Source organism: Streptococcus sp. 27098_8_186, from assembly GCF_041432055.1.
GTDB classification, from domain to species: Bacteria; Bacillota; Bacilli; order Lactobacillales; family Streptococcaceae; genus Streptococcus; species Streptococcus dentalis.
The window spans coordinates 53,066-78,269 of the sequence record NZ_JAPVYV010000007.1 but is presented as its reverse complement, the minus strand read 5'-3'; the positions used below and the strand labels follow the sequence as shown (position 1 = coordinate 78,269).

Sequence of the window (25,204 nt, the reverse complement as noted above, 5' to 3'; positions counted from 1 at the left end):
ATTTACTATGAATAGCAAATTAGACGCTGGGTGGAGAGAGTAGAGAAGATGAAAAAGATAGAACCAGGCGGTTCTCTCTAAGTTATAACTTTTCATCAACCCAATACAGTTGACAAAGAGCCATTGTTTTTATTAATTAGTTATCAGATAAATAGAATTATTCAAACAACCTTAAAGAAAATAATCAAGTACATTACAAAATCAACCATTAATCGTCGGCTATTAAGAATCGTTGCCAAAACGTATATCTTAGGATATTAAATTATTTTTATCAAACATTATTTCTTATCTATCCTGAATGGCATTCTATCATTATCTAAAAAGTAACGTTCAACTTTTTCTCTATTATAGCTAAATTGATATCTCAATTCATATCGTTGGCTCTATGTATGTATATGAACGATTAAATTGTTTCCTTATTCAGTGATTGTCTATATTCCTTTGACTTTTCACCATACCAAGCCTTGGACGAATAACCAAATTGCTCTCGATACTCCTCTGAGTATTTGAAGAGATAATATCCCCTTAACAAATCAATCGAAAATACATAAGTGGCAAACACAAATATTGCAGGCATTAAAGGCATCAAAACTGCATCAATACCACCTCTCGTATTACTTCCAGTTGAGCGATCAAATAGAACTAGACCAGCTGTAATCCCTGTTCCACCTAAAAAAATCAAACCATCTGAAATTCTATCTGTCAGTATAGATGACATCGGACTAAATTCAGTCCGATTACAAACAGCTTCTTTCATCTTACGAGGTACCGTTCGAACCAAGTAAAAAATTGCAAGACCAAACGTGACACCCGCTACTATACTAGCCATATTACGACGTGTCATCATCATAATTCCAGAACACACTGTAAACATTGAAAGCAAAATCACCATATAAAAATAAGTACAAAATTTTAATTTCATGGGGCTATTTCTATACTTGATTGAAAAGAAAAGATATACCAAATACATGATTAGGAACAAAAAGATTGCAGGCCACTGTAGCCATCTATAATTAGGAGCTTGATCCACTGTATGCCCACTTATAAACATCGGAATAGCAACCAAAAAAAAGTAAAGAACAACTGAGGTGATCAATAAGCCTATGTAACGTTTCCAATTCCCTTTTTGATTTAATTTGTTTACAATATCTTCATTTACAAAGGACTGACTTTGTTCAAATGAATAATTAAATAGCTTCATTTTCTAACTCCTTTCTCCAAACCATTCCAACTTAGGAACATTTGCAAATAATTTCTTAGCTAAAGGACTTTTAATCAATTTTGACCAAAAAGTTTCATCTTCTGCAGCAACCATAGCATCTAAAAACTTTAGAATGAAGCCATTACTTTCCCTAATGCATCGAAGAACCAATCGCTATTATACAATTTTTCAGCAATTTTTGCTGGAGTTTTTTTTGCAGCTTCAGGGGAGCTTATAACAGCGAAAAAAATATCATCCATTTTTCTGTTATTATATAAAAGATTCCAAAACCATTCCTGATGAAGAGCTTGAAAAGGTCTGTCTCATAAGGTTCGTCCTTCATAGACTCATAGCTATCCATGAGGATGACCATAGTCGGCTCTTGCTTACCGGTCACTTCACAGTAGAGGGCGATGGTGCCGACACCATGCTCAGACAGGAGCTTCTTCCTGCGATCTAACTCGCGGTTGATGATCCGGATGAATTTCTGGATTTTTTCCGTCTGATCGAGCAGGAGACTATCAGCCACATGTGGCAATTGAGTCAAGGGTGCTAGACCATTGGTTCCGAAATCCAGCAGGTACATGGTCAGATTTTCTGGACTCTGCTTGCGGGCCAGATCCATTGCGACTGTCTGTAGGAAAGTGGTCTTTCCTGTACCTGGACTTCCGTAAAGGAGGATATTCCCATCTTTTGTCAGATCGATAGCGATTGCTTCTTGTTTTTGCGCTTGCGGAATATAATTTAGTGGGGCAAGGCCACGCGAGGTACTCTCCTTATCATAGTCATCTGGAAGTGATAAAAACTCCATTAAATACTACTATCATACAGAAATTTAGTTTTAAGAGCAAGTTAATCACTATGTGGAGATAGTTGATAAGTTGAAAAAGAGAGAACCGGTTGGTTCTCCCCAAGTTCTCTCCAAATTGTAACTTTTCATCAACCAACACAGTTGGTAAAGAGCCTAAATTAATCAAGGCAAACCATCTGCTGCAGCTTTTTCACCATCAGTAGGCGATGTATCTGTAGTATCATTTTTCGGTTTTCCATACGATTCTACTACACCACCTTTGGAAATGGAGTTGGCTATAGAAGTATCTGCTTTATAAAACGATGTCGCTACATGGTCTAAATAGTTATTTAATTTACTCACCACAGTTGCAACATTCCCCACTATTGATTTGATTTCATTTGTTCCAGATGAAATCAAATTCCCTGAGTCATCAGAAACAGACGAAGCTCCATCAGTGATCTGATCTCCTAGTTCTTTTGCAGCAACTTGAATACCATGAATATGAGCAACATCTATTTCAACTGTCGAGTCCAATACCATAAAATTACTTCCTCCTCTTAAGTTCTATATACATTAATTTGTCCCCATTCTCCCATTATAATATTTCTGTATATCCTCGTAGCTCGTGATTTTTGTAGTTTTCCCTTCAATACTCCATTTAGCATCTAAGTATAAACCTTCATAGACAGATACTCCTGTTTTTAGAAATTCTGTCTCAAGATCAATTAGTTCCCTACCATTTTTAATAGTCCCATCTTCATCATTAATTACTTTATAAGCGAAGCTATTCTTTTTAGAAAAAAGGTTAAATGCTGATCGATCGGAATGTTTTAAATTGATGTCTCCGTTATAATCTTGTGATTTCCAAAATCCGTTATCAAAAGGCTCAACACCCGATCTGTTTTTTTCATCTGTGAACAACCTGATATCAATCTGATTTGCCACGTTAAGCTCTTGCTCTGTTTTCTCAGCATCTATTTTTAGAGTTCTAAGATTTAGTAAAAAGTATCGATATTTTTTCTGTTCGGTTATCGAGAGAACAACATAATCATTGTCACCTATTCTTCTAAGCGTTGGCAGCGTACCATGTAACTCTATATGATCATTTTTCAAATAATTTACCATTAATTTCCAAACATCTATTTCTTTTTTAGAGGCTTTTTTATTGGTTAAATCAAAGATGTCCAGATATGCATATTCATCTGACTTCATTTCTTTACTAGCAGTCGCTCGTATTAATTTTTCGCGCTCTCTAACAAGAAAATTTGGATTTACTCTAATCCAATCAGAGGAATTAATATCTTTCGCCACCTTGTTATTTTCAAAATCCCACTCAACAATAATACCGTTTTTATCATGAATAAATTCAAATTTGTGAATATCCGCATTGAGGTTATAAACACTGAAATATTCATTTCTATCTGAACTGCTAGATTTTTTTTGTCATCCTCTAAATGGTTTGAACAGCCAAAAAGAAGAAAAATAAAGATAGTTCCTAATAATAATCGAGAAGAGGCAAATATACTATTATTGTTTTTGCTATGTAGCACTATACGGCTTCACCTCTTCAATTTGGTATTCTGTATCAAAATAGTCTCCTAAGCCAGACATACCATCTCTTCCGAGATTCTTAACAATAGTAGTGAATTTTTCCAATTGGTCTGCTGTCATATCTTCTAATTTTAAATCTGATTTTTCACCTCTCACATAGGAAATGACAGCCGAATAGGTTTGTTTGTCTTTTTCTTCTGTAAATGTCTTATTGATCGCAGCATCTAAATCATTCTCAGTAAGGTTTGTCGCCTTATTAATGTAACCCTTTAGACCTGACTCATTTAATTCCTTCGCTCTCAGAGCTGCATTAAAATCATAGTAATGACTTCCTCTTCCTGTTGCGATTGTATAATTCCCATTTTCTGATAGATCCCAACCCCCATAATCCAAAATCTTTTCCATCAACTCGTTCCTAGCTTCGGAAGTTTCTTTGTCAATCTTAGCTATATCTGAAGCATATTTTTCATACTGCTCAGCAACACCAGATAGTCCTGAACTAAATTTACTCCAATGCCCCCAATACGTCTCCAGTTTTGAAGGTGGGATATCTTGACCAGTATTTTTCTTATAAAAACTCTTAAAGTCATTAATAGTTGTTGTAGTGGTCGACTGAATTTTATCAAAATCCCATTCATCGCTAGCCGATTCCAAAGTACTGATGAGCGATAACGCAGCCGAACCATTCGGAAGTAAAGAAATTCCTGATTTAGCAATTGACTTGAACATATTCTGAGCAAAATCTACACTCGCTTGGGATCTTTCATCCTGAAGTTTTTTCATCCGGTTGCTGTACTCTGAAGCTTGCATTCCAAAATCTGAATATTCCGTTGTGGATGTATATTTCTTACTTTCCCATTTATAGAGACTGTCTGGAACTTTAAAGTTTCTAGCCTTATCCAAATCCTGAACAGATGTACCACGAAAAGTAGTTATATATTCTCCTCTGTCAATTTTTATTTCGAACTGACCATTTTTTATTTCAACTTCAGCTAAGGTTTTATAGTAGTTATCTTCCATTGCCTGAATATCTGGTCTCATTTTACCAGGCTTCAATATATCTCCTATTTCTAAAAGTTGTAAAGAGTACATTAAACCTAAATTACTATTGATTGCATTCAGCTCGGATTGATGCATATCATAAAACAGTTGGTACTGTTTCATTAGTTCATCATATTCTTCTTTTTGTTCCAGACTAGCATTCTCTGGTAAATCATCAGGTTTAGTTTCAAGCAGATTAAACATTTGAAGCATTTTAATTTGTGCAAGTGCATCCTCTGCCTTTAATATACCATTTGTGAAAATGTCATTTCGTTCAACTGAATAATCACCTAAAGCATTTACAAAGTGTTGCCACATTTCATTATTCTCAGTTAGCGTCCAGTCATTCTGTTCATTAGCAATAACCGCATACATTTCTTCAGAAATTTTATTCGGATCTACCTTCAATACGTCACCAGGCTTATCACTAATAATAGCTTTCAGGGCCTGAGCATCCTCCTTAGTCTTTGGAACATCCAAATAATACATTTGTTCAGCAGTAAGATATCCATTTGCAATAGCTTGAAAGATTGCTGAACTAGGAATATCAGAAAAGTATATTGCATTATTTAAGATATCCTGGAAGCTTTTTATTGCAGCAGTCTCGTCATCAAGATTTTTTGTAAATTTGTTATAGGCATCTTGTACCGCCTGATCTTTTTCAATTCGTTTAGTAGCTGCATTTTCTAAATCTGTCGTAGCTGTATTAAGAACCCCTTCTGTATTATATGGAGAATTTCCCATAGCATCCGCCGCCTGTTGAAAAACCCCATCTAAATCTTTCGATAGATTGAAAATATCATTTGTTTGTGACCCTTTAAGTAGGCTCGATAAATCATTCGCCCCCGTATCGCTACTATAACACTGATCAACAAACTCTGTATCTCTAATTTCACTAACATAAGTTGTTACAACTTCCCCATATTTTTTTATGGCAGATGGTAATTCAGAGAATACTTGACTTTGTATATTATTTAATTTTTCAAAGTAAGCATTTATTGCCTCTCCTTTACTATCACTACCAGCTTTATCCGTAAAATTACGATACAGAGCATTGGTTTCTACTTCATACTTATCAGAGAAGTCTTTTATATTATTTCCATACGACTCTAATTCTGAAATATTATTAATTTTAACTTCAGCCATACTCTCCTCCTTAATCTCTTAAAACACTGAGGCGCTTTTGCAATGATTGCAACAAATAGCTATTACTACTTATAATAGTACTTTCTTGTTTAATTGCTTGCTCTAACTCTTTTGAAACAGTTTCCCTCACTTTTTTAAAATCTGTATTTGCTGTAGTAACAACCTGTTTTTCATCAGTAGCCATCACATCATATGGGGCGCCATATAAATTATAGGAGTCTTTTATGCTTTCTGCATTTTCAGGGATATACTTCAACGCAATTTCTATCGTATCAACTTTGCTCTTAGCGGCTAGTAGTTTTTTTAATTTCTCTCTTGAGGCACTTACAATTGCACTAATTTCGTTAATTTGTGCTATAACTTCAGATTTACTCATGTTGACTCCTTATCTACCAAAACCTTAATTTTATTCAAGGTATTTTGTCTAATATAATAATGCTCTTGATAGCCTAGTTGCCCTTCTCTAATTGGCTTATTGACTGCTGTAACAATTGTCTGATCTGTATATCGAAGACCTAAAAGAACCTGCGATATTTTCTTCACTTCTTTTGTAACAGGCTCATAACGACTCGAAATACCTGAATCACTCATAATTACAGAACTGTAACCTACGCGATAGCCTTTTTCTAATACACTGATTAATTTTTGCTGTGTTACTGAATCTAAACCATCTACAAAATGTGCAAAATCAAGGATAATGATTTTCACTACGTGTTCTGTCAATCGTTTATCTAGTCGCTCAGAAACCTTTAATGCTAACCCGCCAATCATATCCATTACATCTTCTTTTGAACTTAATATTTCTATATTCTCTATTTTAGGTAAGAAATTATGTTCAGGTGCAAATACAACTAATTTCTCTTGATGTTTTTGACCATACTGGATTAATTGTTTTAGTAGATTTGTCATTTGACTTTCTTTACTTGTTAAATAAAGTAAGTTTGATAAATCAGGATCCCATGTCACAGGCTCAACTGTTTCCAGATCCAATCCGAGTGGCACTTTTCCTTCATCCAGCAAGGCCGCTACATCCTCACGGCCATAGAAGGCTGCTTCTGTCAACTCATCTGGCACCATTGGGATGCCTGCTGGGGTGCGGCCTGTCCACATCTCTTTGAGGCTTTGGACTTGGTCGCGGAGGTTGTTGATGATTTGGATATCATTGTCCCCTGCGACTGGTAGGGCGAACTGGACGACATCGACTTCGTCACGCTTCATGAGGGCGCGTCCCTTGATGTCTTCCATCGTGGCCGCAAGTGGGGTTGCTCCTACGATACCGCGAATTTCAGAGATATCATTTTGTGGCAAGGTCAGCTGGTGCTTGAAGTTGGAATAGAGCTGGGCCCGTAGGTTGTTCTGACGGCTAGCTGTGATGATCAAGTGTACACCAATGCTGAGACCTTCACGAGAGATCCGCATGAAGAGCTTGAAGAGGTCTGTCTCATAAGGCTCGTCCTTCATAGACTCATAGCTATCCATGAGGATGACCATGGTTGGCTCTTGCTTGCCGGTCACTTCACGGTAAAGGGCGATGGTGCCGACTCCATGCTCAGAGAGGAGTTTCTTCCTGCGATCCAACTCGCGGTTGATGATCCGGATGAATTTCTGGATTTTCTCCGTCTGATCGAGCAAGAGGCTATCGGCCACATGTGGCAATTGAGTCAAGGGTGCTAAACCATTGGTTCCGAAATCAAGCAGGTACATGGTCAGATTTTCTGGGCTCTGCTTGCGAGCCAGATCCATTGCGACTGTCTGAAGGAAAGTCGTCTTTCCTGTACCTGGACTTCCGTAAAGGAGGATGTTCCCATCTTTTGACAGATCAATAGCAACAGCTTCTTGCTTTTGCGCTTGCGGGATATCAGCTACCCCGATCAGGACGCTTGGAGCTGTCCGTTTTTGCCAAGCCTCGATCGGCACGACCTTGTCCAACTCATCCAGCGTGATCCGCTCTTTGAGCGGTGGCAACCATGGTTGGGCCACGGCTGCGATGCCTTCTTGTTGGTGCAAATGGTTGATTTCTTGCACGATGACATCCAGTTCTGTTGGCACTTCCTTGATTTCTTCTGCCATATCCAGACCAGAGAGGTCTTGGTTGAGGACTTCGTATTGGCCCAGTTCATTGATCAAGTAGATGGTATGGTCTTCGATCCCTAGTTGGTCCTTTTCAGGCTGGTAGTCTGCCCCAGACCAGGCGGTTTGGAAGAGTTCATAGACTTCGTTGTTTCCGACTTGGAGGTAGGCACGACCGGTCTGGGTGATCTCAGCCGCATCTGCCGTCCGCAGCATCTCCATGGAGTCTCCACGGTCTGCCACCTTGAGGGCTAGCTTGAAGCGGGAGTTGGACCAGATCTGGTCGTCCACGACCCCAGAAGGTTTTTGCGTCGCAAGGATCAAGTGTACCCCGAGGGAACGCCCGACACGCGCGATAGAGACCAATTCCTTGATGAAGTCTGGTTGGTTGACCTTGAGCTCGGCGAACTCATCACTGATCAAGAAGAGGTGAGGTAGCGGTTCTGTCGCTTCACCGAGTTTAAATTTCTTTTGGTATTGGTTGATATGGTTAACCCCATATTGGCCAAAGAGACGCTCCCGACGATGGATTTCCGCATTGATAGAGGCTAGGGCCCGCATAGACTGGGCACCATCCAAGTTTGTGATGGTCCCAAGCAAGTGAGGCAGATCCTTGAAGAGGTTGGCCATTCCCCCACCCTTGTAGTCGATGAGGAGGAAAGCCACATCGTGTGGATGGAAGTTGACAGCAAGGCTCAGGATATAAGACTGAATGGTTTCAGACTTACCAGAACCGGTTGTCCCTGCGATCAAACCGTGTGGGCCATGAGCTTTTTCATGGAGATTGAGATAGACCAAATCGTCCTTCCCACGCAGACCGATCGGCACGGCCAAACTTTGATAAGGGGCATGGCTCTCCCAACGACTCAAGACCTTGAGGTCATTGAAAGTTTCCGCCTGATACATTTCAAGGAAAGTCACCGAATCTGGAATTGAGCTCTTGAGCTGTTGGATATGCTTAAGAGGGGCAAGGCCACGTGAGATGGCTTCCTTGTCATAACCTTCAGGGAAGTGATCCAATTGGAAGTCGAGCTCCCGAAGAACCCCTTCTTGCAAGAGCAATTGCCCTTGGTTGCGGTCCTTGATAGAGATAACGGTTTGGATATTTTCAGAAAGTGATGAGAGCACGTCTGCCACATAGATGATAGAGCAGCCGAGCTCTGTCGGATCCTCACGGAAGAACTCCATGATGACATGGTCCAAAATCAAGGTTTCATCGGTGATGAGGACCACATAGTGAGGGTGGAAGATCTTGGTATCATTGGCTTTTTCTTCCTCTTTTTGCGCCTTGCGGAGCTTGAGGATTTGGTTGAGACTGTTCAAGACCTGATCGCGTGTCCGCTGATTGTAGACGAAGCTACGGACATTCATATCTTGCAGAGTCGCATGAGGCAACCAGCGCATCCAATCCCAGTTTTCTTTTTCTTCTTCTGGAATGATCGGAATAATGGTCAGATCATGGTAAGAGTGAAAGACAGCCAATTGGGCAACGAGGAGTTGCAACTGCTCTAGCACGATAGGACGAGGACCGACATACCCTACAGGACCCCGATTAAGGCTGGCTACAATCGGAAGATTGTCGATCTTTTGGTGAGCTTGGAACAGGGCATAGCCTTCTTCTTCCAAAGCATCTTTCTTCCCACTGCGCTCTTCCTGACCATATTTGAGCTCATAGCTGGTTGGAACCTTCCCCAAGCCCAAACGATAGGCCAAAAAGTCAAAATGAAGCGGTGTTTTTTCATAAATCCGCGAGTCATAGCGTTTGACCATCTTGGTCAAGTCCTCGATCGCTGGAAAATGGTAAAACATTCCTTCTCGCTGCTTACGAGATAGCTGTTCCAAGTCCTTGGCCTTGTCCTTGAGATAGAGATGGTAGAGTTCCACGCGCTCTTTCTTGTCTTCTTTGTATTTTTTACGATTCTTGAAGAATCCTTGGACCGAAAAGATCACACTGACCACAGACATGGATACTGTCGCGATGATATAGAGCCCCCGCGGTTGGAAAATGGTGATCAAGAGGGTCACCCCAACCATGATGAGGGGTGGGATGATCAATTTCAAGAGTTCATCCGATGGCTTTTTAGGCTCCGCTCCCGGAGGATTGATCAAGATCTTGTCTTCCGAACTCCGGTAGATGATCCGCGGAGACCGGTGGTACTCTGGATAGTCCTTGTAGAAGTCGTAACGCGAATGCAAGCGTGGCACCAGATAAGGACTCACTTCGACAGTCCCTTCCACGCCAAATTCTTCCGGATAGAGCTTAAAGGTCACATCTCCAATGGCCAGCTCATCTCCAATGGCTAGTGGAAAAGTCGCTTCACTGACGAGTTTGTGGTTATGGTAGAGTTTTCCGGATAAGAGCTGACAAGTCCAAGTCTGCTCTTTTTTCACAAGGAGAAAGCGTACTGGATAGTGCAAGCGCACATCCGCACCCTTTTCATCTGCTACGAGGATTTCTTCCTTGTCGAGTAGTTCATAGGTATGGACTTCTCCTGTCGCTAAGTAGCAGACTACATCCCCAAGGATCTTGCTATTTTCAAGCACACCCTTGTCTTCACCATACTGGTAGAAGATTTCTCCTTGACTCCATTGGAAATGAAGGGGATTTTCTTGCGAAGCCAGGGTCAACTGAGCTGTTTCTTGGTTAGAGACGGCAGCTGTTTTTCCCTCTTCTAGCGCTAGCTCATAGCGAAAACCTTTTTTATAGAGTATGATACGTTTTTTCATCGACTACTCCTTGTGTTCGCTAGACTCTGTTGAGCTTGCAGCTGTAGAAGACGAGCTTTCTGTTGAGGAGCCTTTTGTAGACGAAGCCCTTGTTGAGTTGCTAGTGGATTCTTTGGTTTCATCTGTCTCTGCTTCCAAGAGTTTAGAGCGGGCATCCCAGTATTTTTTGTATTCGCCCTCGAGCTCAGAAAGTTTCTTCTCGCGCTGTTCACCAGAGAGTTTTTCGTTATCACGTGTCGCCTTGATTTCTTTACGAAGGGCATAGATGATCAAGTCTGAATCGTCGATCCGCTTGGCTGTATCCAGCGCTTGGGTAAAGTCATGACGGCCAATATAGATCCAGTAGTGGAGATAGAGGCTATCTGACTTGAGCGTGACGTTGTTAAGGATGACCTTCTTTTGGTCCTCTGAGAAATTCAAGCCTTGCAAATAAGACGTCGCCAACTCATATTTCTGTGTCATTGGAAGACTACTTGGAGCCACTCCCTCCAATTCATCGATCACACCGGTGTAGTCTACCTTGAGATAGGCTGTATCCGCTTGAAGCAACTTTTCTTTAAAGGGTGCTTGGAAAAAGACCAAATAAATCAAAGGCAAGAGTAAGAGGGCCACTACAGCCGAAAGCCATACTGTTGCCAACTTAAAGATTCGGTGTTGTCGGCTTGAAACCAAGGTTAAGGTCTTTTCTTCCTCTTCCTTGCGTTCCTGGTAGGCTTTCTCTAAGAGAGCTTTCATCTCTTCTAAGCTAGCAGCATCACGGATTTCTACCAAGAAATCAGGTAGATCTTCTAATTCAAGTGTCCCTTGATAGAGCTCCATGAAATCCCAGTCCCCAAAAAGAGTGACCGCATAGCACTTAGCCTGGCGCAAGAATTCAACCTGATCCCACTTGCGTGGCACCATCATACCTGGAACCCCGCGATAAGCGATCTTGACTTGCGCATCCTTGGTCACAAACAAATTGATGGGATGTAACATAAAGGTCACCGGAAGTTCCAAGGCTGGCGCCAAATCCAAGACATTAATAGCTAGACGCAGACGGTCTGAAACCGGTAATGCCTGGATTTCTTCAGCATTCAAGCCCAGAGCATCTGTCTGATAGGTTAGATGAATCTGGTCTTGATCAGCTGTCATGCTCTGCTCTAAAAACAAGGGATGATGGAGATCCAAAATCCATAAATTGCGTAAATCCTGGCTATCCACTTCTGAACGCTTAAGGTCCAATCGCCAGCTCGTTTCTTCTTTTTCAAAGCGGAAGACTTGTTCTTCCAGTATAAATTGTTCTTCTTTCACCTTACCACTCCTCAATCTCGATCAGATCACCACTTGTGATCGGATACTCTTGTACTACCTTGCCTTCATCTAGTAAGATGCCCTTATTTACCACGCGCAACTGATACTTGCTTCTAGGCTCCATGGCAGACCCAAAGATCTGATCCAATTCCCGAATCAAGCGTCGCACCTCCATCCGCGTTGGGATTCGGAGGTCATGGCTTGCACCATTCATACGGAAGGTGACATTAATATGTTGGTCCATTTAGGCCTCTTTTCTATAAATTCGATAGGAAATATAGCCGGCAATCCCAAAGAGAAGGGCACTCCAAGCCAGCATTTGCAAGGCTGGAATAAAATCCGACAAGCTAGCTGAATTGTCCTCCACATTGGACTCGAATTTAGATAATTTTTGATTTTCAGGCTGGAACAGGTCCGCTTCAGGCCCTGTTTTTTTCTTCCCCTTTATAGCAGAAAACAACTGGCCGTCTGAATCGGTCAATTGTTTCTCTTGCTTGCGTTTTTCATCTACTAATTTTTTCTGATCCTTCTCATTGAAAAGGGACTCAGTGGCATCCAATTGGCCACCAAGTGTCTTTTCCTGTTCTGTCTCAAGACGTGAGTTATTGACCTGCAGACGATTATCAATAAAATCATCTGCAGAAACAACAGCTACTGGCAAGAGACTAAAGACAAAGAGAAGATACATCATTTTTTTCATATGCTTGATTCAATTTCCTTTGTTTGAGTAAACTTCTTTGGGACGAAGATATTAGCAACCGCCAAAAGGCCGAAGAAGATCAACAATCCGAAGAAGACGCCGATACCGGCTGTTTGTCCATCAAAGTAACCCGCAAACTGTCCTTCCAAAATAGAAAGAAGGTTGACATTTTTCACCAGTGCTGGAAGACCTGACAAGGTTGCGGTTGTTCCGATCGCGCTAGATAGGTAGACATAGCTGATCAACATGAAGAAGGCCAGTCCCATTCCAATCACACGGAAGTGTTTCAAAAGAAGGTATTGTAGTTGTACCAAGACAAAGCTTGCTAGAACCGCTAAGAATACCCATGAAGGTACATATTCACGACCAACAGAGAGTTGAATACTTGAAATCATTCCGATCACCAGTCCAAGGATGAGAGAAAGTCCCACAAGAACACCGACAGACAAGAGATCTGATTCTTGCAAACGATCGAGTTTGAAACGATCCTTAACCTTGCGAATGATTGGTTGAGTCGCAAAGAGATAAGCTGTGAAGAGGCTCAAGACTTCCAACATAAAGATCCAGATAAATGGACGGTAGACGTTGATGGTCGCTTTCACAGAAGACGATTTCTCTGCAACTGGATTTGACAAGAAGTCAAGCAAGACTTCATTCGGTACCCCGTTTTCATAGGCATTGTTGAAGACCTTACGGAAGGCTTCGACAAAGTTCCCATTTTCAGACAATTCCTTGTCGAATTCACCCATCAAACTTTCCGCATTGCTAGACAATTTCTCTGTATTGCCTTGGGCTTTTCCCAATTCTTTGTTCAATTGGCTAAAGATTTCATTGGTAGAGTTAGCAGCTTCTACATTACTACGAGATGAGCTCTTAACACCTTCTGTCGAGCTCAATAATGAGTTGTATTCAGAACCAAGGGCTGACAAATCTGCATCGGTCTTGGTTTGAGCCTGTGTCACAGTTTCTTGTGTTTTTGAGATCTCTTCTAAACGTTTTTGAAGATCTGCATACTGCGCCAATTGATCGTTGATATTTTGGGTTAGATCTTTGTTAGTATTTTCAATTGCTTGAAGATTGGCTTGCAATTGTGGTCCCAAGTCTTGCAACTGTTGGAGTGTACCATCTAACTGAGCTTTCACACTCTTCGTTGCATCCCCAGATTCATCCGTTTCAATACTCTTACGGTAGTCCTTTATGTTACTTGAAACAGCAGCCTTCACGATGTCGACCAAAGCGTTTGTCAAATCCATATCTTCGATCGGATCATAGAGTGAATGACGAACATGGTTGTCATCTTCTGGATAGTAGGCATCGATCAATGCTCCTGCGCGTTGATAATCCAAGGCGATTTCACTAGCTTTCGATGCATAGTTAGCGACAGCTGTTTTCAAATCTTCTGCAGATATGGTCACACTGGTTGAAGAAACCCCATTCACAAGGACTTCAACATCAATCGCGCTTGGCATAGCTCCTCCATCTTCAACAAGGTGAATTTGAATTTGTTTGCCATCTTTCAGTTCGACTTCCTGCTCACCACCACCTGCATAAGTCTGTCCATCATAGGTCCAGGTATCCACCTTGACTCCTGCAGGGACATGAATACTAACTTTCTGTTTTCCAGATTTAGCATTAAGGACATCCGCAACTGCCGTTGATTTGGCATCCACTTCTGCAGCCAATCGTTTCAAGTCATCGGCATTCCCTTTTGCTTGCGCCTTCGTTCCAGCAAAAGCGCTATCAAAATCAATCGCTGCGTTGAGATTCCCATACTTATTCAGATTAAGACTAGCAGGATCTAAAGACGGAAGTTTTTCAATTGCTTGACGAATGTCATCATCCGCTTTATCGCGAGCCTTGCTGATAGTTTCGATTTTTGGCTTTCCAAGCAAGGTACGAAGAGTAACTTTTTCTCCTTCTTTTAGACCATAGTAGTCAAGGATCTTCGCTTTTACAGAAGACTCGATGTTATTTTCGTGCTCATCTAATTTGTCGCGTTCTGCCTTGATCCCTTTTTCGAGGTCTGCCACACGATCATTCACCTCTTTTGTCAAGCTAGCATAGGTCTTGGTACCTGAAGAATCCCCTGCTGTTTCAGTTGGCTGACTCAATTGTTTGGTAATCGCTTCTTGATTTAGTTGTAGATTCTTATACAACTCTTGGGTCTTTTCACTGACAACAGACTGGTTCATGGACATCAGCTGGTTCATGAATTCTTCTTGGCTGATCTTATCCTCAGAACGTTGTTTTATCAGTAAGTCAAAGTTTTGACCGTACTGATCCTGAGATTGGGTCAATTGGTCAAAGGCTTGTGTATAAGACTCAAGGACTGTCTTCAAGGCGTTGTTAGACTCGACAGATGACGTAGACAAGCTATAGAGACTCGGGAAAATATTTTTCGAATCCAAGGCTGAATCCAGCAAGTTAGTTCGATAAGAACCAATGTTAGTGGATTGAATTTTGTTACTTGTTTCCACGTTCTTCTGAGCTGTATAAAGATTGCTTAGAATGCTGACCATATACATATCAACCAATTGGCTTTTCAAGTCTGAAACGATATCTTTAGCGACTTTATTGGCCTCATTTTCAACCTGAGAATTCCCAGCCGCATTGACTTTATACGTCACCGTGGTCTTCTCTGCATTAACCGCGTTCACTTCCAAGATCTTCTCTGAGAAGTCACTTGGAATGACGATCATCAACTGATACTTGCCATCTGCAAGTCCTGACTCAGCGGCTCCACGAGGAAGTACAGACCAGTTTTGCGAATTATCCCGTTCGATATTCTTAACATAGCTAGCCCCAAGGTTGTATTCTTTATCATTCAGCTTAACCGCTTTATCCTCATTGACAACCGCAATGTTGAGCTTGGTGTTTTCTGTCGTTTGCACGGTCTTGGCTTCGTTTTGCTTTTGGTCCTTTTGAACCATGGTATAAAGACCCACTACGGACCCCATCAAAAGGAGCACAACTGCACTCTGACCAATGTGTTTTAACCATTTTTTATTTTTAACTTCCATACCTTTTCCTTTTTCTAATTCATAGATACAAAATAGGGGTTAGGAATTAAGAATCTAACCCCTATTTTCTATATATCAAAAGACAAAAGGGTGATCTACCTACAAGAAGTAAGATCACCTTCAAGATTATATTAGCGAATTTGTGCAGCGATATCTTGGTCAGTTTGTTCAACGATATCAGCAACTTTGATCAATTGACCATTGATTTCTTCCAACAATTGAGAAAATTGTTTGATTTTTGGAGATAATTCGTTGAATTGTGCTTCAAAGCTATCAAATGCAGATCCATCCCAGTTTGCGTCGATGACTTGTTGTTCATGAGTCAAATTAGTAAGGATTTGATCGATGTCTTGAGAACCTTGTGCATAGCGTTGTGCTGATTGACGTAGGTCTTCTGGAGTTAATTTAATTTGAGTCATATTTTTCTCCTTTTGGGCTGATACCCTTATATTTTTTCCATAAACAATACATTTAGTATGAATTAGTAAAATGCCAGGTAACTGTATATTTCACCTCTTACTCCCTTTCTGTATTATTTACTTAAAAATATCTTAATGAAATATTGCCAGAATGTCAAGTTTTGAAGGTTAACTGATAAAACATTGTAACTTTGTTACAATTTTGTAATTTTTTGTGACAAAAATGTAATATGTTTTCGAAATCCCTTGCCCTAGTAATCTCCATTTAGTATTATTACCAGAAAAAAAGAGAGACACTCTGTCCTATTTTTATTAAATAAACACATATATAAAAATCCTTGATTTTAGAAACATTTTTAATGATTTTTGTATATTTTTTCATTTTTAAGTTTTTATGGTATAATGAGAACTGTTTAGAACTTGTTTCATACAAGATCGGACACCATTAACCTATAAGGAGTTATATATGAAAAAATTTCTACTTGCCTCTGTCTGTCTACTAGCCCTTACCGCTTGTAGCCAAGGTCAACAAGGCAAAGGAACTACTGCCGCTTCTACCAAGCAAGAGACCACTCAAACCAAAAAGGAGCAAGTCCAAACCAAGACCTTTGTTAGTGACCTCGGCGATCACCACCAAAACAAAATTCAAATTGGCTACAAGAAAGAGGAAATTGTCTCTTTTACTTTCCTTAGTTTTGAACCCATTTCCTCAGATTTGCAAGACATGGATCTTCCTGAATTAAAGGAAATCTACCAAGAAGAATTAGAACATAGCGATATCTATAAAACCTTAAATGGTAAGCCTGGACTTAGCTTCCGCATTCAAATTTCAAAAGATAAACAATCCTATGCTAAAGTCTTACAGGCTGACTTCTCAAAAATCAAGAAAGATGAGTTTGCTACCATCTACGGAGATCAAGGGGAGGAAGAAAGGGCCGAGTTCAAGAAATACCTCAATGGCAAGCCCCAAGATCTCTTTACTTATTTCAAAGATCAAGGCCTCAAAGAAGAAAAATAAAAAGAGCTTCCTGAGTTTCATCACCACACTGGTGAGAGCTCAGAAAGCTTTTTCTTATTTGTTCAAGATTGAAAGGGTTTCAAGGAGATTGTCTGCATGAACTTCGATGGTATCTCCTGTTGCTTTGATTTTCACTTCTACGATGCCTTCAGCTGCTTTTTTACCAACTGTTACGCGGATTGGAAGGCCAATCAAATCGCTATCGCTGAATTTGACACCAGCCCGTTCATTTCGGTCATCCACCAAGACTTCGTAGCCTTTATTGACTAAGCTTTCTTCGATCTGATTGGTCAAAGCAAGACTCGCTTCATCCTTAACATTAACTGGAATCAAATGCACATCAAATGGCGCCAATTCTTTAGGGAAGTTAATTCCCCAAGCGTAACGGTATTCCCCTTTTGGAGTCTTATTGACAAAGAGACGAGCATGTTGCTCCATAACGGCTGAAAGAAGACGGCTGACACCGATTCCGTAGCAGCCCATGATGATTGGAACCGCACGACCGTTTTCGTCCAAGACATCTGCTCCCATGCTAGCGGAGTAGCGTGTGCCGAGTTTGAAAATGTGACCAATTTCGATCCCACGTGCAAAGTTCAAGACCCCTTTCCCATCTGGTGAGATTTCGCCTTCACGAACTTCACGGATATCAACGTATTCTGCAGTAAAGTCACGTCCTGGGTTGACACCAGTCAAGTGGTAGCCTGTTTCATTGGCACCGACTACTGCATTGCGGCTGTCTTGAACCTTGCGGTCTGCGATAATCTTAACATTTTCAGGAAGATCTACTGGACCGAGAGAGCCAAAATCAGCTCCTAATAATTCTTTCACTTCCACTTCGGTTGCAGGTTCAAAGAAGTCTGCGCCGAGATGGTTTTTCAACTTCACTTCATTGAGCTGATCATTACCTACAAGAAGGGCAACAACAGGCTCTTCATCTGCAATGTAAACCAAAGTCTTGATAGTAGCTTCTTCTGGAACATTCAAGAATGCAGCTACTTCATCAATCGATTTGATACCTGGTGTTTCCACGCGTTTCACTTCTTCTTCTGCTACAACACGGTTACTTGGCTTGTATTCGTTAGTAGCCATTTCCAAGTTCGCAGCATAGGTTGATTCACTTGAATAGGCAATGGTATCTTCCCCAGAGACCATCCATTTGAGCAATTCTGCTTTGATTTCTTCTTGGACTTCTGCTGGGATCTCATCAAAGGAAGCCACTGATTTGTCTAAAACAACCCAACGATCCAAGTCCGTACGAGCAGGTGTAACAGCCATAAACTCTTGGCTATCTTTTCCACCCATGGCACCACCATCACCGATGATGGCTTTGTAGTCAATGCCACTGCGTGTGAAGATCCGCTCATAAGCTGCTTTGTATTCATCGTAAGTGACATCCAAGCTATCGTAGTTAGCATGGAAGCTATAACCATCTTTCATGATGAATTCACGGGTCCGCAGAAGACCGTTCCGTGGGCGTTTTTCATCGCGGTATTTTGGTTGAATTTGGTAGAGATTCAACGGCAATTGTTTGTAAGATTTTACTGAGTCGCGCACAATAGCGGTAAAGGTTTCTTCGTGAGTTGGACCTAAGATAAAGTCAGAGCCTTCACGGTTTTTCAACTTATAGAGGTCTTCCCCGTAAGTTTCGTAACGACCAGATTCACGCCAGAGATCCGCACTCAAAAGAGCTGGAGCAAGCATTTCAACTGCTCCAATTTTTTCGAATTCTTGGCGCATGATGCCTTTTGCTTTTTCAATCACTCGATTTGCTAATGGCAGATAAGAATAGACACCAGCTGATACTTGGCGAACATAACCTGCACGCAACATCAAAGCATGGCTAATGACTTGGGCATCGCTTGGCATTTCGCGAAGCGTTGGAATCAACATTTTACTTTGTTTCATGGACAATATCCTTTTCTATTTCAAAAATAATTTCATAATATCATTCCAGGTGACAGCAATCATCAAAATAACCATTACAGCTACACCTGCAAGCGTCATATAGGTTTCTACTTCTTGTTTCAGTGGCTTTCTCCGGACGACCTCGATCAAATTGATCAAGATTTTTCCTCCATCCAAAGCTGGAATCGGGATTAGATTGAAGATCCCAATATTAATAGAGAGCATGGCCATAAGAGACAAGACTGCCGGAATCCCTAATTGAGCAGCTTGTGAGCTAGCATTGTAAATGGCAACCGGTCCACCCAGTTTATTGAGACTAAAGTGGAAAATGATATCTTTCAAAGCTCCCAAAATCCGTGTCGCTGTATTCCAGGTATCTGTAAAACCAGACAAGAGTTTATCCACAAATCCTGTCTTGAGGCCATTTGTCACACCCAGATAGTAACGATTCCCTGACTTAGTTGGCTTCACTTTAACTTCTTTTTCTTGGCCGTCTGTTTTGACTTTCAGGGTCAATTCAGGAGCCGTCTTGCTGTCCTTGGTTGCTTTCTCGACAGCATCTGTCAGCTCATCCCAGTTACTAACAGTATCGTTGTTGACTTGAAGGATCTGAACATTGCTTTTGACACCGACCTTAGCCAGCGCCCCATCAGGTGCCACCTGAACATTGTTGCTGTAGTAGTCAATCGCACCACCACGCATAAAAGCTAGAAGTGAGTAGACGACAATACTGAGGATAAAGTTGTTCATAGGACCCGCAAAGTTGGTGATCAACCGTCCCCAAATGCTGGCATTCTGATACTGAACATCTCTCGGCGCAATCCGCACTTCTGTCCCATCTTCCTCAACAATAGTCGCATCATGATCGACATCATAGGTCTTGGTCTCATCGAGAACCAAGCCCGTAATTTCCAGTTTGTCTTCAAAGTCAAACTGGGTAACATTCATGGGAAGGGCTGTCTGATCCAGATTCTTTCCTGAAAGATTGATCCGGACGACCTTACCAGCCTCATTTAGCGTCAAGCTGACAGGCGTTCCGGTTTTAATCTCAGTTGTATCCTCACCCCAGCCAGCCATACGCACATAGCCACCTAAAGGGAGAAAGCGAATCGTATAAGCTGTTCCATCTTGACCAATATGTGCAAAGATCTTTGGCCCCATCCCAATCGAGAATTCTCGCACCAGGATGCCCGATTTTTTTGCAAAATAGAAATGACCAAACTCGTGAACGAGAACGATCACTCCAAAAATAACAATAAAGGCAATAAACTGCATCGTTCTATACGTGGTTTCCTTTCTATCTCTTCTGTCTTAGAACAAGCCCAAGAAATGCATCAAGGGAAAGACAAAAATCAAACTATCAAAGCGGTCTAGAACACCACCATGTCCTGGGATAAATTTCCCAGAATCCTTCACACCGAAGTGGCGTTTAATCGCACTCTCTACGAGGTCGCCAAACTGACCTGCAATACTAAAGAGGATGGTAAAGAAGATCATAGCGAGAAAACCATGTCCACCCGCCACAGAACGATCCACGATCATATAGATCACAGTTACCGCAACTGCAGACAAGATTCCCCCAAGACTGCCTTCAATCGTTTTATTAGGAGAAACCGCAGGCATGAGCTTGCGTTTCCCAAACCGACTTCCTACCAGATAAGCACCTGAATCTGTAGCCCAGACAATAAAGAGTGCCAATAAGACCTTATCAATACCAGCAATTCGCGCATCTACTAAGGAATGGAAACCAAGTCCAACATAAAAGCTAGACGCAATGGGATAGACCACATCTTCATAATTGTAATTCTGAGCAAGAACAGTTGTCCCCATGAGAATCAAGACAACCAAACCATAAGCAATCATATTGCCATCTGCTGGAAGGTAAGGGAGGTAGTCCTCGATCGGCAAAGTCAGGACAAAGGCCGCTAACATGGCTAGCACTCCTTCAAACGTCGCTGTCTCAAGCCCCTTCATCTTGAGCAATTCATGAACCCCTAGCATGGCGATCAAGCCAATCACAATCTGGAAGAACACCCCTCCAACCATTACTGTTGGAATGAAAAAGAGCAGGGCAATTCCTCCAAAAATCACACGTTTTTGTAAATCTTTCGTCATCATCTTCTCCTAAACACCACCAAATCTCCGATGGCGATGGCTATATTCTACTATGGCACTTCGTAGTGCTTCCTCTCCAAAATCTGGCCACATCACATCTGTGAAATACAACTCACTATAAGCGGCCTGCCAAGGAAGGAAATTACTCAAACGGATCTCTCCACTGGTACGAATAATCAAATCCGGATCCCTTAGGAGACGTGGCAAACTCTCGGTATAAAGAGAATCTGCGATCATCTCTTCTGTGATATCTTCTGGACTGAACTTCGCATCCAAGACTTCTTGGGCGATCTGCTTCACAGCCTGAGTGATCTCAGCACGTCCACCATAATTGAGTGCGAAATTCAGGATCAATCCTGTATTGAGGTGGGTCATCGCTTCTGCTCTTTCCAAAGCCTCCAGCGTTTCTTTGGGTAATTTCTTGGTGTCACCAATCATTTGAATCTTGACATTGTTGCGATGCAATTCGGGGACAAAACGGTCATAAAACTCAACCGGCAAGTGCATGATGAACTTGACTTCATCTTCAGGGCGTGTCCAGTTTTCCGTAGAAAAGGCATAGACAGTCAGGACCTGAACCCCCATATCTTTTGCTGCAATCGTCACTTCTTGGAGAGCTTCCATCCCTGCCTTATGACCGAAGACGCGCGGTTGCATCCGCTTTTTCGCCCAGCGACCATTGCCATCCATAATGATCCCAATGTGTTTCGGGACTTCTAAAGGTATCTCGATTTTTTCTTTTTTCTTAAAACGAAACATGTTTTTCTACCTATTTCAATATTTATCGCTTCATTATACCATAAATCCCCATAAAATAGGGACTCTGGCCTCTTTTTTAAATCAGCAGAACTTTCCTTCATCACATCGTCCTATTTGCCCACCAAAAAAGAGGCCCTTGCCTCTTCCTTGATGATTATTCTTCGATGGCTGAATCAGCATCTGAGCTAGCACCTTCTGTAGCAGTGGCTGAGATTCCTTCAGATACAGGAAGAACTGTTTTGATCGCTCCCAATTCAAAGGTCAGGTAGACACCATCAACATCCAAGACAACCGTCTTGCGGTCTGTGTCGACTTCATCGATGGTTCCGTACAAACCACCAATCGTGATGACTTCATTTCCTTTTTGAAGTTTATTCAAACTTTCCATCCGTTTTTGGTACTGTTTCTTTTGGCTACGGCTCATGAAGTACATCAAACCGACCATAAGAACGAGCATAATTAGCAAACTTCCGCCTTGCATATGTTTCTCCTTTAATTTTCATATATGCTATACTATATCAAATTTCGCCCGTCTTTTCAAGTTTTCCCATCCTCTTCAAGTAAAATCAGACTCCAGTCTCAGAGAGGAGGCAAGTTTTGATGAAAAAGAAAAAAACCACGAAAAGTGGGCTACTGACTAGTCAATCGTAATGCCATACTTTTCATGATTCTCATCATACCAATCAATCAAGGCCAAAGCCGTTTGATAGGTAATATTTTTGATTTTACTCGTTCCCTTCGTCAAAGTCGCTAGGCTCATTTTGCTGATGTTTGTTTCAGTTGCGACACGATAGCTCGTCAAGCGACCGTCAACCATCAGTTGAACAACGGCTTCCACTTTTCTGTATTCGGGAGTTGAGTAGATATCAATTGTATTGCTCATCTTACTTCCATTCCTCAAATTTTATTCTTGTATAGATTATATACTTTTTTTCTTTATTTATTAATAAATTTGCTCAAATTGGGTTAATTTCACTAATTATTGATGTTTTTTAGTCCAAATAGGAAGATTTTGGCCTTATACGACGAATAATTTCCCCCAGGTGGGAAGAAAAAATAAAGACTGCTATATGATAGCAGCCTCTACTTTTCACAAACTCATTCGCCTTATTCTGCTTGTTTATCAGCATTTTCTTCATTCTTTGTGTCTTTTTCTCTGATCACAAGCACACCATCTTCCATATCAGCTTCTAGGTGTTTAGCATCAAGATTATCCAAGTGGAAGTCTGTGACTTTGTCACGGATTTGTTGTTCAACTACCCGACGGAGTGGACGAACACCCATCACTTCATCATAACCTTCTTCAGTCATATATTCTTTGGCTGCATCGCTCACTGCCAAGTCAATTTCTTTCTTAGAAAGGGTCTTATTGACATCTACCAACATCAAATCAACAATCTTAGAAAGATCTTCCTTGCTCAAGTGTGAGAATTCAATGACAGCGTTGAAACGGTTGAGGAATTCTGGACGGAAGTAAGGTTTCAAACGATCCATGAGTTCTGGTTTATCCGCATCTTCTGTCAAGTTGGCTTCGTAACCAAAGCCAGCGTTTGAAGTAGCGATAATTACGGTATTCTTGAAGTTAACCGTATTTCCTTGACCATCTGTCAAACGACCATCATCCAAGACTTGAAGGAGAAGGGTGATCACTTGAGGATCCGCCTTTTCAATTTCGTCAAGAAGGACGATTGAGTAAGGGTTACGACGAACACGTTCTGTCAAAGTATTGCTATTGTCATCATAACCAACATAACCAGCTGTTGTACCAATCAATTTAGAAACGGCTGTACGGTCGCTGTATTCTGACATATCCAAACGGATGATGGCATCTTTGGTTCCGAACATATCGAGGGCCAATTGTTTAGCCAACTCAGTCTTACCAACACCAGTAGGTCCGACGAAGAGGAAGCTACCGATTGGACGGTTCCCTTCGTCAAAGCCTGCACGGTTCCGACGGATCGCTTTTGAAACAGCTTCAACCGCCTTGTCTTGACCGATAACTTTCGTTTGCAAACGGTGACCCATATCTTTCAAACGTTCGATGTCCGTAGCCCCCATTTGAGAAACAGGAATACCAGTCATCCGTTCGACAGACTCAGCTACGTCATTGACAGTTGCAGTCACCTTGTGATCTTCTGTATGGTTAGCAATTTGTTTTTCGAGTTCTTCGATACGAATTTTTGCATTTAAGGCTGCTTCATAGTCTTCTTTAGCGGCAGCTTCTTCTTGTTTTGTTTTTTCCGCTTGGATTTCGTGCTCAACCGCATGTACATCTGTCACTGGGTGTTGTGCTGCCAAGTGAGCAGCTGTCACATCGACCAAGTCAATCGCCTTATCTGGCAAGCTGCGTTGTGGAATGTATTGAACAGAATAATCAACTGCTGCTTTCAAGACTTCATCTGGCAAGATGACATTGTGGTGTTGTTGATACAATTCACGGATTCCTTGGAGAATCTTAAAGGTATCTTCAGCAGATGGAGCATTGACCTTGACTTCGTTAAAACGACGTGCAAGAGCGGCATTTTTCAAGATGGTGTTGCGGTATTCATCTTGAGTGGTTGCCCCAATCACGGTCAATTCACCACGAGAAAGAGCTGGTTTCAAGATATCCGCAAGACCTTTAGATCCTTGCCCATCCCCTGTGCTACCTGCACCAAGGATTTGATGGATTTCATCAAAGAAGAGGATGACATTTCCCATAGCTTTGACTTCTTGGATCAGATTTTGAATATTTTCTTCAAAGCTACCACGGTATTGTGTACCAGCTTCTAGACCAGAAATATCAATCGAGATGATTTCTTTGTTCTTGATAGCAGCTGGAACATCCCCGTTCACAATAGCTTGTGCCAAACCTTCTACAACTGCTGTTTTACCAACACCGGCATCCCCTACAAGGACAGGGTTGTTCTTGGTGCGACGAGACAAGATTTCAGCAGTTTCTTGAATTTCTTTATTACGTCCGATGACCGGATCCAATTTTCCTTCACGAGCTTCTTCGGTCAAGTTGCGACCAAGTTTTGCAAGGATCCCATCTTGTTTCATTCCTTTACCTTGATGGTGTTGCACTTGATCACTCCCTTCATTTGGAAGTTGACCAGTTTGGCGGTAAATAGCGAATTCTTCAGGTGTCACTTCACGACCGTTGATCATGTAGCGACGGCTTTCAGAACGAAAACCACCCATATTTCCCATTAGTTGATTGAAAAGATCATCCATATTGTTAAAGTTGTTATTCATATTGTATACCTCTATTTTACATAATTTTAATTCATTCTTGAAAATTAGCAGACCAATTGGCTGCTATTTGATTGTTTACATAATTTTAATTCATTTATTTAATAATAGCCCTACAGGCTAACAGTTTCTATTTTTCCTTTTATCAATTAGTTGTCTTAATTCTGGAAATAGCATATTACCATCTCCTTTCCACTATTGATCTTGTAAAC

The 25,204-nt window shown here is 41.4% G+C and carries 19 protein-coding genes and 1 pseudogene; 1 reads left to right on the top strand and 19 read right to left on the bottom strand.

The features are described from left to right. Positions 1-403: 403 nt before the first annotated feature. The 12 genes and pseudogenes from O3602_RS07470 to O3602_RS07415 form a co-directional block, all read right to left on the bottom strand. Positions 404-1,201 (bottom strand): hypothetical protein, encoded by a 798-nt coding sequence (locus tag O3602_RS07470; protein WP_371611446.1) that lies wholly within the window; start codon positions 1,199-1,201, stop codon positions 404-406. Positions 1,202-1,466: 265 nt separating this feature from the next. After that, positions 1,467-1,940: pseudogene (locus tag O3602_RS07465) on the bottom strand (FtsK/SpoIIIE domain-containing protein); the annotation flags it as partial. A gap of 234 nt (positions 1,941-2,174) precedes the next feature. Beyond that, positions 2,175-2,534, bottom strand: coding sequence for a hypothetical protein (locus O3602_RS07460; protein WP_003013555.1), 360 nt, complete (start codon positions 2,532-2,534; stop codon positions 2,175-2,177). Positions 2,535-2,567: 33 nt separating this feature from the next. Continuing rightward, positions 2,568-3,305: a hypothetical protein gene (locus tag O3602_RS07455; protein WP_371611445.1), complete on the bottom strand. Its 738-nt coding sequence runs from the start codon at positions 3,303-3,305 to the stop codon at positions 2,568-2,570. A gap of 228 nt (positions 3,306-3,533) precedes the next feature. Next, positions 3,534-5,732, bottom strand: a complete 2,199-nt coding sequence (locus O3602_RS07450) for a hypothetical protein (protein WP_003013611.1) — start codon at positions 5,730-5,732, stop codon at positions 3,534-3,536. A gap of 10 nt (positions 5,733-5,742) precedes the next feature. After that, positions 5,743-6,108, bottom strand: coding sequence for a hypothetical protein (locus O3602_RS07445; RefSeq protein ID WP_151379133.1), 366 nt, complete (start codon positions 6,106-6,108; stop codon positions 5,743-5,745). Beyond that, positions 6,105-10,529: a type VII secretion protein EssC gene (gene essC, locus O3602_RS07440; RefSeq protein WP_371611444.1), complete on the bottom strand. Its 4,425-nt coding sequence runs from the start codon at positions 10,527-10,529 to the stop codon at positions 6,105-6,107. The genes O3602_RS07445 and essC overlap by 4 nt, the downstream gene beginning before the upstream one ends. 3 nt (positions 10,530-10,532) lie before the next feature. Further along, positions 10,533-11,822 (bottom strand): type VII secretion protein EssB, encoded by a 1,290-nt coding sequence (essB, locus tag O3602_RS07435; RefSeq protein ID WP_003013585.1) that lies wholly within the window; start codon positions 11,820-11,822, stop codon positions 10,533-10,535. Position 11,823: 1 nt separating this feature from the next. Continuing rightward, a complete protein-coding gene (locus tag O3602_RS07430) occupies positions 11,824-12,066 on the bottom strand; it encodes an EsaB/YukD family protein (RefSeq protein WP_003013697.1) in 243 nt (80 codons plus the stop codon). Then, the gene (essA, locus tag O3602_RS07425) at positions 12,067-12,522 is read right to left on the bottom strand and encodes a type VII secretion protein EssA (protein WP_270299747.1); all 456 of its coding nucleotides are present in this window, start codon (positions 12,520-12,522) and stop codon (positions 12,067-12,069) included. After that, positions 12,519-15,542 (bottom strand): type VII secretion protein EsaA, encoded by a 3,024-nt coding sequence (gene esaA / locus O3602_RS07420; RefSeq protein ID WP_371611443.1) that lies wholly within the window; start codon positions 15,540-15,542, stop codon positions 12,519-12,521. The genes essA and esaA overlap by 4 nt, the downstream gene beginning before the upstream one ends. Before the next feature lie 131 nt (positions 15,543-15,673). Continuing rightward, a complete protein-coding gene (locus O3602_RS07415; protein ID WP_003013756.1) occupies positions 15,674-15,961 on the bottom strand; it encodes a WXG100 family type VII secretion target in 288 nt (95 codons plus the stop codon). A 466-nt stretch (positions 15,962-16,427) separates the two neighbouring features. Between O3602_RS07415 and O3602_RS07410 the strand changes: the two genes are divergently transcribed. Next, entirely contained in the window at positions 16,428-16,979 is a 552-nt protein-coding gene (locus O3602_RS07410) for a hypothetical protein (RefSeq protein WP_003013586.1), read from the top strand. A gap of 54 nt (positions 16,980-17,033) precedes the next feature. Here O3602_RS07410 and O3602_RS07405 read toward each other — a convergent pair whose 3' ends face one another. From O3602_RS07405 to O3602_RS07375, 7 genes are all read right to left on the bottom strand, one after another. Then, the gene (locus O3602_RS07405; RefSeq protein ID WP_003013635.1) at positions 17,034-18,884 is read right to left on the bottom strand and encodes a proline--tRNA ligase; all 1,851 of its coding nucleotides are present in this window, start codon (positions 18,882-18,884) and stop codon (positions 17,034-17,036) included. Positions 18,885-18,899: 15 nt separating this feature from the next. Next, positions 18,900-20,159 carry an RIP metalloprotease RseP gene (gene rseP / locus O3602_RS07400; RefSeq protein WP_003013597.1) on the bottom strand — a complete coding sequence of 420 codons (1,260 nt, stop codon included), beginning with the start codon at positions 20,157-20,159 and terminating at the stop codon, positions 18,900-18,902. Positions 20,160-20,195: 36 nt separating this feature from the next. Next, positions 20,196-20,999, bottom strand: coding sequence for a phosphatidate cytidylyltransferase (locus O3602_RS07395; protein ID WP_342983622.1), 804 nt, complete (start codon positions 20,997-20,999; stop codon positions 20,196-20,198). 9 nt (positions 21,000-21,008) lie between these two features. Beyond that, the gene (locus O3602_RS07390) at positions 21,009-21,758 is read right to left on the bottom strand and encodes an isoprenyl transferase (RefSeq protein WP_003013573.1); all 750 of its coding nucleotides are present in this window, start codon (positions 21,756-21,758) and stop codon (positions 21,009-21,011) included. A gap of 154 nt (positions 21,759-21,912) precedes the next feature. Next, positions 21,913-22,239: a preprotein translocase subunit YajC gene (gene yajC / locus O3602_RS07385; RefSeq protein ID WP_003004444.1), complete on the bottom strand. Its 327-nt coding sequence runs from the start codon at positions 22,237-22,239 to the stop codon at positions 21,913-21,915. 156 nt (positions 22,240-22,395) lie between these two features. Next, the gene (locus O3602_RS07380) at positions 22,396-22,641 is read right to left on the bottom strand and encodes a hypothetical protein (protein WP_003009969.1); all 246 of its coding nucleotides are present in this window, start codon (positions 22,639-22,641) and stop codon (positions 22,396-22,398) included. A gap of 224 nt (positions 22,642-22,865) precedes the next feature. Then, positions 22,866-24,995, bottom strand: coding sequence for an AAA family ATPase (locus O3602_RS07375; protein ID WP_371611442.1), 2,130 nt, complete (start codon positions 24,993-24,995; stop codon positions 22,866-22,868). Between the last annotated feature and the right edge of the window lie 209 nt (positions 24,996-25,204).